General features: G+C 72.2%; 11 protein-coding genes. 7 read left to right on the forward strand and 4 right to left on the reverse strand.

Features of this window, described 5'->3' with window-relative positions:
- Positions 1-3: 3 nt before the first annotated feature.
- Together npdG and ACGFZA_RS18650 are read left to right on the forward strand one after the other, a co-directional pair.
- A complete protein-coding gene (gene npdG, locus ACGFZA_RS18645; RefSeq protein ID WP_385280497.1) occupies positions 4-714 on the forward strand; it encodes an NADPH-dependent F420 reductase in 711 nt (236 codons plus the stop codon).
- Positions 715-801: 87 nt separating this feature from the next.
- Entirely contained in the window at positions 802-987 is a 186-nt protein-coding gene (locus ACGFZA_RS18650; protein WP_385280494.1) for a hypothetical protein, read from the forward strand.
- On the opposite strand, the gene ACGFZA_RS18655 is transcribed toward ACGFZA_RS18650, so the two are convergent.
- The gene (locus tag ACGFZA_RS18655; RefSeq protein WP_393680284.1) at positions 984-1,781 is read right to left on the reverse strand and encodes a site-2 protease family protein; all 798 of its coding nucleotides are present in this window, start codon (positions 1,779-1,781) and stop codon (positions 984-986) included. The two genes, ACGFZA_RS18650 and ACGFZA_RS18655, sit on opposite strands and share 4 nt — an antisense overlap.
- A gap of 178 nt (positions 1,782-1,959) precedes the next feature.
- Here ACGFZA_RS18655 and ACGFZA_RS18660 point away from each other — a divergent pair, with 178 nt between their 5' ends.
- Positions 1,960-5,280, forward strand: a complete 3,321-nt coding sequence (locus tag ACGFZA_RS18660; RefSeq protein ID WP_393680520.1) for an ATP-binding protein — start codon at positions 1,960-1,962, stop codon at positions 5,278-5,280.
- 19 nt (positions 5,281-5,299) lie between these two features.
- On the opposite strand, the gene ACGFZA_RS18665 is transcribed toward ACGFZA_RS18660, so the two are convergent.
- The 3 genes from ACGFZA_RS18665 to panB form a co-directional block, all read right to left on the reverse strand.
- The gene (locus ACGFZA_RS18665) at positions 5,300-6,157 is read right to left on the reverse strand and encodes an ABC transporter permease (RefSeq protein ID WP_385280487.1); all 858 of its coding nucleotides are present in this window, start codon (positions 6,155-6,157) and stop codon (positions 5,300-5,302) included.
- The gene (locus ACGFZA_RS18670) at positions 6,154-7,173 is read right to left on the reverse strand and encodes an ATP-binding cassette domain-containing protein (protein ID WP_393680522.1); all 1,020 of its coding nucleotides are present in this window, start codon (positions 7,171-7,173) and stop codon (positions 6,154-6,156) included. Before ACGFZA_RS18670 ends, ACGFZA_RS18665 begins: the two co-directional genes overlap by 4 nt.
- A gap of 173 nt (positions 7,174-7,346) precedes the next feature.
- Positions 7,347-8,234, reverse strand: coding sequence for a 3-methyl-2-oxobutanoate hydroxymethyltransferase (panB, locus tag ACGFZA_RS18675; protein WP_385280484.1), 888 nt, complete (start codon positions 8,232-8,234; stop codon positions 7,347-7,349).
- 185 nt (positions 8,235-8,419) lie between these two features.
- Here panB and ACGFZA_RS18680 point away from each other — a divergent pair, with 185 nt between their 5' ends.
- The 4 genes from ACGFZA_RS18680 (at position 8,420) to ACGFZA_RS18695 (ending at position 13,557) form a co-directional block, all read left to right on the forward strand.
- Positions 8,420-10,024: an MFS transporter gene (locus tag ACGFZA_RS18680; protein WP_393680287.1), complete on the forward strand. Its 1,605-nt coding sequence runs from the start codon at positions 8,420-8,422 to the stop codon at positions 10,022-10,024.
- A gap of 83 nt (positions 10,025-10,107) precedes the next feature.
- Positions 10,108-10,905, forward strand: a complete 798-nt coding sequence (locus ACGFZA_RS18685; protein ID WP_393680289.1) for a TetR/AcrR family transcriptional regulator — start codon at positions 10,108-10,110, stop codon at positions 10,903-10,905.
- Positions 10,906-11,098: 193 nt separating this feature from the next.
- Complete coding sequence (locus ACGFZA_RS18690; RefSeq protein ID WP_393680291.1) at positions 11,099-12,121, forward strand: endonuclease/exonuclease/phosphatase family protein; 1,023 nt, start codon at positions 11,099-11,101, stop codon at positions 12,119-12,121.
- Between the two features lie 224 nt (positions 12,122-12,345).
- A complete protein-coding gene (locus ACGFZA_RS18695) occupies positions 12,346-13,557 on the forward strand; it encodes an MFS transporter (RefSeq protein WP_393680293.1) in 1,212 nt (403 codons plus the stop codon).
- Positions 13,558-13,607 lie beyond the last annotated feature (50 nt).

Raw genomic sequence — 13,607 nt, forward strand, 5'->3', positions numbered from 1 at the left:
GCCATGACTACGAATGACAGCGGCAGCGCCCCCAAGCCCCCCGCCAAGGACCCCTGGGACCTCCCCGATGTGTCGGGCCTGACCATCGGCGTCCTCGGCGGCACCGGGCCGCAGGGCCGCGGACTCGCGTACCGGTTCGCCCGCGCCGGACACGGCGTGATCATCGGCTCCCGTGCGGCGGACCGCGCGCAGGCCGCAGCCGATGAGCTGGGCCACGGCGTGCGGGGCGCCGACAACGCCGCCTGCGCGCGCGACAGCGACGTCGTGATCGTCGCCGTGCCGTGGGACGGCCACGCCAAGACCCTGGAGTCCCTGCGCGACGAGCTCGTCGGCAAGCTCGTCATCGACTGCGTCAACCCGCTCGGCTTCGACAAGAAGGGCGCCTACGCCCTGAAGCCCGAGGAGGGCAGCGCAGCCGAGCAGGCGGCCGCCCTGCTCCCGGAGTCCCGCGTCACCGCCGCCTTCCACCACCTCTCGGCGGTCCTGCTCCAGGACGAGGCGATCGAGGAGATCGACACCGACGTGCTGGTGCTGGGCGAGGCCCGCGCCGACACCGACACCGTCCAGGCCCTGGCCGGCCGGATCCCGGGCATGCGCGGCATCTTCGCGGGCCGGCTCCGCAACGCCCACCAGGTCGAATCGCTCGTCGCCAACCTGATCTCCGTCAACCGCCGCTACAAGGCACACGCCGGGCTGCGCGCCACCGACGTCTGAGCCGGCGCCGCACCCTGCTCCCGGCGCCCCGGGGCATGGGGGACACTGGAGGGGACCGCGCACCATCCCCCGACAGGAGCCACCCCCATGCCCCGCCTCGCTCTCTACGCCATGGCCGTCTGCGTCCTCGCGGTCGCGGCCGCCGTGATCTCCTTCGTGCAGGGCAGCTGGCTCCTCGGGATCGTCTGGGTGCTGCTGGTCGGGCTCTCGTCCAACATGGCCTGGTACTACGTGCGCCGGCAGCGCGTCGCCCCGCCTGCGCAGGGTGCCTAGCCGTTGATCGCGCACACCGGGTTCGCCGTCTGCCAGAAGCGGTAGGCGTCGAGGCCGCAGTACGTCTCGAACTCGCTGACGCCCAGCGACCGCAGCAGCGCGTCGATCATGTCGAAGAACGCCCCGTTCACCTCGGGGACCCACAGCAGGGCGAACACCGCGATCAGCCCGAACGGCGCGATCGGTTCCACCGCGCGCCGGACCGAGTGCGAGAGCCACGGTTCGATCACCCCGTAGCCGTCCAGCCCCGGCACCGGCACGGAGTTCAGGATCGCCGCCGTCACCTGGAGCAGCGCCAGAAAGGCCAGCGCGTTCCGGAAGGGGCCCGGGACCCCGTCCAGCGCGTCCAGCCAGAACGGCGCGGTGCACACCAGCGCGAACAGGACGTTCGTCAGCGGACCCGCCGCCGAGATCAGGCTGTGCTTCCAGCGGCCCCGGATCCGGCCCCGCTCGATGAAGACCGCGCCACCCGGCAGCCCGATCCCGCCCATGATCACGAACAGCACGGGCAGCACGATGCTCAGCAGCGCGTGCGTGTACTTCAAGGGGTTGAGGGTCAGATAGCCCTTGGCGCCGATGGAGATGTCGCCGCTGTGCAGTGCCGTCCTGGCATGGGCGTACTCGTGCAGACAGAGTGAGACGACCCAGGCCGCGGTCACGAACAGGAACGTGGCGAAGCCCGGCTGCTCGGCGAAGTCCGTCCACACCGCCCAGCCCGAGACGGCCATGACGGCGACGATCCCGAGGAAGACCGGACTGATCCGCCGGTCGCTGCGAGCTGGTGCGGTGGTCATCGGCGGGCTCCTGGTGACTGCGGGCAGGCGGCGAGCCCCGACCGTACAGGCGACACGCGGAAAACGTCTCGCGTCGGGCCGGGGTTCCGTGAAGGGTGGTGACATGACGGTCGGGAACGCGGGCGGGGGCGGCCGGGCGGGTGTGGATGACCCGGTCCCCGTCACGGACAATGGGCGCGTGCGCTACGGCATCCTCGGTACCACCCAGGCACTCCGCGACGACGGCACGGCCGTCTCCATCGGCGGGGCGCGGCTGCGTGCCCTGCTCGCCGTGCTCGCGCTGCGGCCCGGCCGGACGGTGCCCGTCGCGGTGCTCGTCGACGAGGTGTGGGACGGCGATCCGCCCGCCGACGCGCCGGGCGCGCTCCAGGCTCTCGTCGGCCGGCTGCGCCGGATACTCGGCCATGCGTCGGTCGCCTCGGCGGAGAACGGCTACCGGCTGGCGGCCGAACCGGACAGTGTCGATCTCTACCGCTTCGAACGCCTCGCGGGGGAGGGCGCGCGAGCCCTGTCGGCGGGCGATCCGGCGAAGGCCCTGAGCGTCCTCGACGACGCCCTCGGCCTCTGGCGCGGACCGGCGCTGGCCGACCTGCCCGACCGGCACGCCGTCGCGGCCCGCTGGACCGCCCGCCGGCTCGACGCCCGGCGGACCCGGCTCGGCGCGGCGCTCGCGCTCGGCCGGGCCGACGAGGTGCTCCCGGAGCTGGCCGCGCTCTGCGACGAGCACCCCCTCGACGAACCGCTCCAGGCACTGCGGCTGCGGGCCCTGCGCGATGCGGGGCGCACGGCCCAGGCGCTGGCCGCGTACGACGGGGTGCGCACCGTGCTCGCCGACCGGCTCGGCACCGATCCGGGACCCGAGCTGAGCGCGCTGCACGCCGAACTGCTCCGTCAGGAACCCGCCCGCCCCGCCCCGCGGCCGGCCGGCCCCCGCGCCCCCGTGGCGGCGGTACGGCAGGGCAACCTCCGGGCCCGCCTCACCAGCTTCGTCGGGCGCGAGCGCGATATCGGCGACCTGCGCGACGACCTCTCCCGGGCCCGGCTGGTCACCCTGCTCGGGCCCGGCGGAGCGGGCAAGACCCGGCTCTCCCAGGAGACCGCCGAATCCTTCGGTCCCGCGGCCTGGCCGGACGGCGTCTGGCTGGCCGAACTCGCGCCCGTCGACGATCCCGAAGCGGTACCGGAGGCGGTCCTCGGCGCACTGGGTGCCCGCGAGACCGTGCTGCGCGGGGCCGGTGCCGAGGAGCTCCGGGCCGCCGAACGGGGCGCCGGTGAACCCCTCTCCCGCTTGACCGAGCACTGCTCCCGGCGCCGCATGCTGCTGCTCCTGGACAACTGCGAGCATGTGATCGAGGCCGCCGCGGCCCTCGCCGACCACCTGCTGGCCCGCTGCCCGGAGCTCACCGTCCTCGCCACCAGCCGCGAACCCCTCGGCGTACCCGGCGAGTTCGTCCGGCCCGTCGAGCCGCTGCCCGGTCCGACGGCAGTGCGGCTGCTGGCCGAGCGCGGCGCCGCCGCGCTGCCCGGCTTCCGCGTCGACGCAGACGACGCGACCGCGGCGGCCGCCGCCGAGATCTGCCGCCGCCTGGACGGTCTGCCGCTGGCCATCGAACTCGCCGCCGCCCGGCTGCGGATGCTCACCCCGCAGCAGATCGCCGGCCGGCTCGACGACCGGTTCCAGCTGCTGACGAGCGGCAGCCGCACCGTGCTCCCGCGCCAGCAGACCCTGCGGGCCGTCGTCGACTGGTCCTGGGACCTTCTCGCCGAGGACGAACGCAGCACCCTGCGACGGCTGTCCGTCTTCGCCGGCGGCTGCACCCTCGAAGCGGCCGAGGCGGTCTGCGCGGACGGGCCGCGGCAGGCGCGGGAGGTCGCCGGGCTGCTCGGCTCACTCGTCGACAAGTCCCTGGTCGTCGCCGTGCCCGCGGCGGACGGCCGGATGCGCTACCGCCTCCTGGAGACCGTCGGCGAGTACGCGGCGGAGCGCCTCGACGGGACGGGGGAGCGGGAAGCCGTGGAACGCCGGCACCTCGTGTACTTCCGGGAGCTGGCCCGTACCACCGACCCCCTGCTCCGCGGCGCCGGACAGCGTGCCGCGATCGAGGTATTCCAGCGCGAGTACGAGAACCTGCGCACCGCGCTCCGGCACGCCGTCGCCGCGCGCGACGAGCAGGAGTCGCTGTGCCTGGTGATCTCGCTCTCCTGGTACTGGCAGATCCGCAACCTGCGCAGCGACGCCCTGCACTGGGCCGACGCCACCGCGGGGCTCGGTCCCGACCCCTTCGCCCCGCCGGTGCGACCCGCGCCCTCGATCCACGAACGCTGCACCGACGCGCCCCCGCCCATGGGACCCGAACTGCTCCAGGAGGCGCGGCGCCAGGTGGGGCTGATCCAGCTGGTCAGCATGGACCACGCGATGGACGAGTGGACGAACGAGGCCAGCATGGAGCGGCTGCGGACGATCGCCGGCACCTACCGGGCCGGCCAGCCGCAGACCTGCCGGAGCCCCGCATCGCTCTGGTTCTTCGCCGTCATGCTCACCGGAGGCGTCGCGGACCTGCGGCACCTGCTGGACGAAACGGTCCGCGCCGCGCGGGAGTTCGGCTACGAGTGGGAGCTCGCCGCAGCGCTCCAGATGCGCGCCAACGTGCTCGCCAACCGGCCCGACTGGGCGGGCGAGGCCCATGTGGACGCCGACGAGAGCCTGGAGATCTTCAGCCGGCTCGGTGACGACTGGGGGATGGCCGAGGCGCTCTCCTCGCGTGGCGAGGCGTACGAGAAGACCGGCGACTTCACCCGGGCGGCCGAGGACTACCTGGCCGCGGTCGGCTACGCGGCGAAGCTCGGCGCCCTGGCCCAGGTGTCGGTGCTCCGCACCCGCTACGCCTCCGCGCTCACCGAGCTCGACCGCGGTGCGGAGGGCGAGGCGATCCTGCGTGAGATCCTCGCCGACGAACGGCACACGGGGCACGAGGCGAGGCCGGCGGGCCGGCTCTTCCTGGCCCTGTGGCTGGGCCGTTCCGGCCGTACGGACGAGGCCCGTGAGCAGTTCGCCATCCTGCTCGAAGATTTCAAGTCCCAGACCATGGCGATCTTCGAGGGGTTCGTCCTGGGCGGCCTGGCCTGGCTGGACAACCTGGACGGGAACCACGCCGCTGCCCTGGACCACGCCCGGCGGGCGCTGGTGCACCTGGGCGACCCGCTGACGCAGATGGTGGCACCCCAGATGGCGGTGATCCACCTGGTCACCACGGCGTGGGCGCTGGGCGGGCTGGGCGAGGAGCGCGGGGCGCGGACCGGTGCGCGGCTGCTGGCCGCAGGCCGGGAGCTGCTGCCGGAAGGGCACTTCCTGACGTCGATGGAGCGGGAGAACTTCGTCCGGGCCGAGGAGCTGGTCCGCGCCGTGCTCGGGGACGACGCCTACGCGAGCGCGTACGCCGAGGGCGGTGGCCTCTCCCTGGAGGAGGCCACCGCCCTCGTCGACGCGTACCGGGACTGAAGCGGTCCGAACCCTGCGGTCAGGACTTCTTGCGGAACTTGGACACCGCGAGCGGGGCCGTTGCCGCGGTGATGACCACGGTCCAGCCGAGCGTCAGCCAGACCGAGTGGCCGACCGGGGTGCCCATCATCAGGGCGCGGGCCGCGTCGGCCAGGTTGGACAGCGGGTTGTAGTCGGTGAACGACTGGAGCCAGCCGGGCATCGTCGTGGGCGGGGCGAAGATGGAGGAGCCGAACTGGAGCGGCATCATGACGAGCATCCCCATTCCCTGGACGGCCTGAGCCGTCTTCATGGACAGTCCGAGCAGGATGAAGATCCACATGATGGCGGCGCCGAACGCGGCCGCCAGCCCGATCGCCCCGATCAGCCCGAGCACCGAGCCGTGGAGCTCCATGCCGAGCGCGAATCCCATGCCCAGCAGGATCAGCGTGGCGACCATCATCCGGGCGAGCTCGACCACGATCTTGGCGATGAGCACCGAGGAGCGGGCGATCGGCATGGTGCGGAACCGGTCCATGACCCCCTTGCGGAAGTCGTCGTTGACACCGCTGCCGACGGCCATGGCGATGTTCATGCCCATCATCGCCATCAGGCCGGGGATCAGGTAGTTCAGGTACTCCTGCCGGCCGCCGCCCATGCTGCTGCCGACGGAGCCGCCGAAGACGTACACGAACAGCAGCACGAAGATGACCGGCATCAGGAGCGCGTCGAACATCGACTCCGGATCCTTCTTGATCTGGAGCAGATTGCGCCGCACCAGCGCCCCGATGTGGCGCAGGTTGTTCCGCAACCCGATCCGGCCCTCGTCGTGGAGCTTCGCGGCCGGGGCGGCCGCGGCCGTGCCGGTGGGGGTGGGCGTCAAAGTCGTCGTGCTCATGCCGCGACCTCCTCGGGGATCGTGTCGGTGACGGTGGCCTTGCCGCCGGTGACGGCGAGGAAGACCTCGTCGAGGCTGGGCAGCGCGGTGGCGACGTGCGCCAGCGAGAAGCCCCGGGTGCCGAGCAGGCCGATGACGGCGGTGAGCTGCTCGTCGCTGAGGATCGGTACGTACAGCAGCCCCTCGTCCGGAACCGCCTGGGCGCCCGCCACGCCGTCGAGGCCGGCCTCCCTGATGGCCTGCGCCATCGCGGCCAGTTCGGCCGGGTCCGAGGGCTGGATCTGCAGCGTGCGGCCGCCGACCTTGGCCTTCAGCTCGGCGACACCGCCGCGGGCGATGATCCGTCCCTTGTCGATGACGGTGAGCTCGTTGGCGAGCTGTTCCGCCTCTTCCATGTACTGGGTGGTGAGCAGCACGGTCGCCCCCTCCGCGACCATGCGCTGCACCTCGTCCCAGACCTCGTTACGGGTACGGGGGTCGAGCCCCGTCGTCGGCTCGTCCAGATAGAGGACGGCCGGGCTGCCGATCATGGAGGCGGCGAGGTCGAGCCGGCGGCGCATTCCGCCGGAGTACTCCATCGCGGCCTTCTTCGCCGCGTCCGTGAGCGAGAATCGCTCCAGCAGATCGTCGGCGCGCGAACGGGCCTTCTTGCGCGGGAGGTCGAGCAGCCGCCCGATCATGTAGAGGTTCTCCCAGCCGGAGAGCTTCTCGTCGACCGAGGCGTACTGCCCGGTCAGACCGATGGTGCGGCGCAGCGCGCGGGGCTGCTTCACCACGTCGTAGCCCGCCACGACCGCGTGTCCGGCGTCGGGCTGGATCAGGGTGGACAGGACTCGTACGAGGGTGGTCTTGCCGGCGCCGTTGGGGCCGAGCACGCCGAGGACGGTGCCCTCGCGCACATCGAGGTCCACGCCGTCCAGAGCCTTGGTCGAGCCGTAGTGCTTGACCAGCCCCCGCACCTCGACGGCGTTGTTGCCGTTCCTGGGGTTCTTGTCGATTCGCGTCATGTCCACCATCAGACCAGTCGCCACCGACAACCCACCGACAGTCCGCCTACAGCAGGGCGACAGCCCGCCGATGGGGGATGTCGGCGGGCTGTCGGTGGTGCGGCAGTGGTCGTTCGGTCCCAAGGGCTCTCGTCCGGATCAGGCCGGACTCGCGGGGTCCGGGCTGATCCAGACGAAAGACGCTAGTGGAACGTGTGCTCCGGCGCCGGGAAGGTGCCGCCGACGACCTCGTCCGCGTACGCCTTCGCGGCGTCGCCCAGGATCTGGCGCAGGTCGGCGTACTGCTTGGTGAAGCGCGGCACCTTGCCGCCGGTCAGGCCGACCATGTCGGTGTAGACCAGCACCTGCGCGTCGGTGTCGGGACCGGCCCCGATGCCCACGGTCGGGATGTGCAGGGTGCGGGTGACCTCGGCGGCCAGCTCGGACGGTACGAGCTCCAGGACGACGGCGAACGCGCCCGCGTCCTGCACGGCCTTGGCGTCGCGCAGCATCTGCTGGGCGGCCTCCTCGCCGCGGCCCTGCACGCGGTAGCCCATCGCGTTGACGGACTGCGGGGTCAGGCCGATGTGGGCCATGACCGGGATGCCGGCGTCGACCAGGAGCTTGATCTGCTCGTGGCTGCGCTCGCCGCCCTCCAGCTTGACCGCGCCGACGCCCGACTCCTTGATCAGCCGGGTGGCGTTGCGCAGGGCCTGGACGGGGCTCTCCTGGTACGACCCGAAGGGCAGGTCGGCGACGATCAGGGCGCGCCTGGTGCCCCGGACGACGGCGGCGGACAGGATGGCGATCTCGTCCATCGTGACGGGCACGGTGGTCTCGTAGCCGAGGTGACAGTTGCCCATCGAGTCGCCGACGAGCATGACCGGGATGCCGGCCTCGTCGAAGACGGACGCGGTCATCGCGTCGTAGGCGGTGAGCATGGGCCACTTCTCGCCGCGCTCGGTGGCGGCGGCGATGTCGTGGACGGTGACCCGGCGGTTGCTCTTTCCTCCGTACAGCGCCTTGCTGCTGTCGGACGGGGCTCCCGCGGGGGGTGTGGCGGACTGGTGGTGCGCAGCCTGAAGCGACATTGCCAACGGCTCCTTCGTCATCTCGAGGCGCCCTGACGGCGTCCCCGGATCTCTTCCATGGTGGCATCCCGGAGCGGTTCACGGGAAGTGGGCCCGCGCACCTGCCTGGCACCGGGTGCCAGGCAGGTGGTAAAGACTTTCCAATACGAGACGGTCTCGTATCGAAATGGCGTTAAGCTCTGGCCATGTCCATACCGTCCGGCGCTCCCGCCGCCGTGCCCCAGGTCCCCGAGGCGGTCCACCGCCGCCGCTGGGCGATCCTCGCCGTCCTGATGTTCAGCCTGCTCATCGTGGTGCTGGACAACTCGATCCTGAACGTCGCCGTCAAGACGATCGCCTCTCCCTCACCCACCGGTCTGGGCGCCACCCAGAGCGAGCTGGAGTGGGCCATCAACTCCTACACGCTGGTCTTCGCGGGCCTCCTGTTCACCGCGGGCCTGCTCGGCGACCGCATCGGGCGCAAGAAGGTGCTGCTCTTCGGCATCATCCTGTTCGGGGTGGGCTCCGCCTTCGCCGCCATGTCGGGATCGCCCGGCGAACTCGTCACCTGGCGTGCCGTGATGGGCTTCGGCGCCGCCTTCGTCATGCCGGCCACCCTCGCCGTCCTGATGAACGTCTTCGAGCGCGACGAGCAGCCCAAGGCCATCGGCCTCTGGGCCGGCAGCGTCGGCCTCGGCATCGCCATCGGCCCGATCACGGGCGGACTGCTCCTCGAACACTTCTGGTGGGGCTCGGTCTTCCTGGTCAACGTGCCCGTCGTGGTCGTCGCGGTGATCGCCATGGCCGTGCTCGTACCGGACTCCAGGGACCCGAAGCCGGGACGGCTGGACCCGCTCGGCGTGGCGCTCTCCGTCGTCGGCTTGGTGCTGCTGGTGTACGGCATCATCCGGGGCGGCGAGCTCGCCGACTTCACCGACGCCTCCGCGCTCCTGCCGATCATCGGCGGTCTGGCCGTCCTGGTCGTGTTCGTCCTCCACGAGAAGCGCAGCAGCAGCCCGGCCATCGACATCTCGTACTTCAGGAAGCCGGCCTTCTCCGCCGCCGTCGCCGCCATCGCGCTGGTCTTCTTCGCGCTGATGGGCGTGACGTTCTTCTCCGCCTTCTACATGCAGAGCGTGCGCGGCTGGAGCGCCCTGCAGTCCGGGCTGCTGATCCTGCCGCTGGCCGTCGCGCAGATGGTCTTCGCCCCGCGGGCCCGGCTCGTGGTCGACCGCTTCGGCGCCCGTGCCGTCTGCACCGCGGGCATGCTGCTGGTCGCCATCGGGCTGGCGGCGTTCGCCCTGTTCGACGCCACGACCCCGGTCTGGGTCATGTGTCTGGTCTTCTTCGTCCAGGGCACGGGCATGGCCCATGTGATGCCCCCGGTCACCGTCGCCGTGATGCAGGCGCTGCCCCGGGAGAAGGCCGGATCGGGCTCGGCCGTCAACAACGTGTTCCGGCAGGTCGGCGGCGCCCTCGGGATCGCCGTCCTCGGCTCGGTGCTGTCCACGGTCTACCGCGGCGACATCGAGGGGCACCTCGACGCCGTACCGGCCGCGGCCAGGGAGGTGGCGGGCGAGTCGATCGAGGCGACGCTCGGCGTCGCGGAGAAGATGGGCCCGGCGGGCACCCCGCTGGTGTCCGCCGCGCACGACGCGTTCATGGGCGCCATGCACGTCACGGCCATCGGCTCGGCGGCCGTCGCCCTGATCGGGACGATCGTGGTCGCCCTGTTCCTGCCGGGCCGGCGGCGTCCCGAGCCGGCGGTCGCACGGGACGAGCGGACGGTGCCCGCGGACGCCGGGCGCTGAGGCGGTGCGGACGCGCCCGGCCCCGAAGAGGCCGGGCGCCTCCCGCGTCGGCGAGAATCGGGGGCGGTGAAAGGTGGTTCCACGTGCAGGCTCAGGCAGCGGACCGGGACGCCCGGGTCCCCGGGGAGCGCGACCGGCAGGCCCCCGACGACGACCGGGGCCCCGAGCCGCAGGTCCACGACGGCCGAGACCCGGAGCCGGAGGCCCACGGCGGCCAGGACCGGGAGCCCCACCCCGGGGACGATTCCGAGCCCCGCCGCGGCCGCCCCCGCAGCGCCGCCGCCGAGCGGTCCATCCTGGACGCCGTCGTCGAGCTCCTGGAGGCCGGCGAGCCCCTCGCCGGCCTGTCCATCGAACGGATCGCCCGCACGGCCGGCGTGGGCAAGGCCACCATCTACCGGCGCTGGGCCGGCAAGGAAGAACTCTTCGTCGACGTCCTGCGCGACATCGAGCCGCCGGAACCCGACGTCTCCGGCACCGGCGGCCTCGCCGACCTGCGCGTGCTGCTGGAGTCCATGCGCACCAGGGGACTCGCCCAGCGCTCCTCGGTACTGCTGCACAACGTCTTCGCGCAGATGAAGAGCCATCCCAAGCTGTGGACCGAGTACCAGGGCACCGTGATCGCACCCCGCCGGGCCGCGATGCTCGCCGCCGTCGGCCGTGCCGTCGCGGCGGGCGAGCTGCGGGGCGACACGGACGTGGAACTGATGGACGACCTGTTCCTCGGCCCCATGCTCGTACGCACCATCCACCGGCCCGATGCGCCGCTCCCCGAGGACCTCGCCGACCGCATCATCGGCCTGCTGATCGAGGGCCTCGGGCCGCGGGCCGCCGCCGCGGCATCCGGTGAAGACGCAGGTCACAAGCTGACGCACGGCTGACGCGCCCGGGCTCCGGGCCGAGTGTGATCGTTCTGTCACAAGGCACCACGGACGCCCCGCGACCGGAACCTGCCGCACCGCCCGCGGCGTCCTCCCGGCAGTGCGGCCGTCGCCGACGGCCGTAAAGACATCGCGCATCGCCTAGGGTCGTGGGGCGCGGCGATGTGTACGGCAAGGCAGTGAGGACAGCGCAATGGTGCAGGCGTACAGGGCGGACACCGGGAACGGCAGCGCGGAACCGCAGCGCACCGGATCCCGCTTCCGGGACCTGCGCGACAGACTGACCCGGGACCGCGGCATCTGGCGGCGGGGGATCGTCCTGGCCGGCTGCTCCGTCCTGCTGACTCTCGTGATGCTCCTGCACGCCCAGATCCCGAACACCATCGGCAACCTGGGCAGCCTCACCGAGACGTTCCTCCCGTGGTGCGCCGTCTTCGTCCCGCTGCTGCTGATCCTGGGCCTGGTGCGCCGCTCGGCGACCGCGCTGGTCGCCCTGCTGCTGCCGGTCGTGGTCTGGTTCAACCTCTTCGGGGGGCTGCTCACCGACAAGTCGGGCAGCGGCGGCGATCTCACCGTCGCCACCCACAACGTCAACGCGGACAACCCCGACCCCAAGGGCACCGCCCAGCAGGTCGCCGGCTCGGGCGCCGACGTCGTCGCCCTCCAGGAACTCCCCAGCGGCAAGGTCGCGGCGTACGAGTCGGCGCTGGCCGGCCGCTTCCCGTACCACTCGGTGCAGGGGACCGTCGGGCTGTGGAGCAAGTACCCCCTGAGCGACACCCGCCCGGTGGACATCAAGATGGGCTGGGTCCGCGCCATGCGGACCACCGTCACCACCCCCCGGGGCCCGATGGCGTTCTACGTCGCGCACCTTCCCTCGGTACGGGTCAAGCTGCACGCCGGATTCACCGCCAGCCAGCGGGACCAGAGCGCGGACGCCCTCGGCGAGGCCATCTCCCACGAACCGCTGGAACGGGTCGCCCTGCTCGGCGACCTCAACGGGACGATGAACGACCGCTCGCTCCACGCGGTCACCGCCCAGATGCGCTCCACCCAGGGCGCGGCCGGTGACGGGTTCGGATTCAGCTGGCCCGCCTCGTTCCCGATGGCCCGGATCGACCAGATCATGGTGAAGGGCGTCGAGCCGATGTCGTCGTGGACGCTCCCGGCCACGGACAGTGACCATCTTCCGATCGCCGCCCGCGTCAAACTCTGACGAAACGGTCCGTTTACCTCCCGGCACCAAACGTCTGAGAGACTTTGTTCCGAACGGGAACAAGGCCGCCGGCGAGGAAGCCGGTCCGTCACCGTGCGATCCGGCCCCGGCCGGCCCGCGCCGGCGCACGTACGGCCGCGTTCCCTCCTGCCCCCTTCCGCTCCCCGAGGCCCCACCGGGCCCGGCCGGAGCGTACGGGGCCCACTTCGGAAAGGTCTCTCTTCATGCCACTGGCACTGCTCGCACTCGCGGTGAGCGCCTTCGGCATCGGTACTACGGAGTTCGTGATGATGGGCCTGCTGCCCAACGTCGCGGACGATCTGGGCACCTCCGTCCCCACCGCGGGCTACCTCGTGTCGGCGTACGCGATCGGCGTGGTGCTCGGCGCCCCGCTGCTCACCGCCGTCGGCTCGCGCATCCCGCGCAAACGGATGCTCCTGCTCCTGATGGCCCTGTTCACCGTCGGCAACCTCGCCTCCGCGCTGGCTCCGGGCTTCGGCTGGCTGCTCGCCGGGCGGGTGCTGGCCGGGCTGCCGCACGGCGCCTTCTTCGGCGTCGGTGCGGTCGTCGCCGCCCGGCTGGTGGCCGACGGGCGCCAGGCACGGGCCGTGGCGACCATGTTCCTCGGCCTGACCGTCGCCAACATCGTCGGAGTCCCGGCGGCCACCCTGCTGGGCCAGCACCTCGGCTGGCGGGCCACGTTCCTGGTGGTCGCGGTGATCGGGCTGTGCGCGATGGCCGCGCTCGCCCGCCTCGTCCCGCAGATCCCGGTCGAGGCGCACCAGAACGTACGCCACGAGCTGCGCGCCCTGGGCAACCGTCAGGTCCTGCTCGGGCTGCTCACCGCCGTCTTCGGCTTCGCCGGGGTCTTCGCCGTGTACTCCTACCTCTCGGCGATGACGACCGAGGCGATGGGCTTCGGCGAGTCCTCGGTGACCCTGGTGCTCGCGCTCTTCGGCATCGGCATGACCCTGGGCGCACTGGCCGCGGGCCCGCTCACGGACCGGGCGCTGCGACCCACGCTGTACGGCTCGCTGGGCGCGCTCGCCGTCGTCCTGGTCGTCTTCCCCTTCGCCGCCCATGTGCAGTGGGCCGCGCTGGTGATGGTCGTGCTGCTGGGCGGGGTCGGCTTCATGACGACGACGCCGTTGCAGATGCTCGTCATGAACAAGGCCAAGGACGCCCCGACCCTGGCGTCCGCCTCCAACCACTCCGCCTTCAACCTGGCCAACGCGGGCGGCGCGTGGCTGGGCGGCGTGGCCATCGCGGCGGGCTGGGGCTGGACCTCCCCGGCCCTGGTCGGCGCGGTGCTGGCCGTCGCGGGCCTCGCGGTGGCGGTCACGGCGGGCGTTCTGGACCGCGACCGGACCCCGTCGAGGGTGGTGGCCCGCGCGACGACGGCCGCCCCGCGGAAGTCCGACGCGGACGTCCACTGATCCCATGCGGGACTGCCGGGCCATGCGGGGCTCCCGGGCGATGTCGGGCT

Origin of the sequence: Streptomyces sp. NPDC048211, from assembly GCF_043202315.1 — a bacterium.
GTDB lineage: Bacteria > Actinomycetota > Actinomycetes > Streptomycetales > Streptomycetaceae > Streptomyces.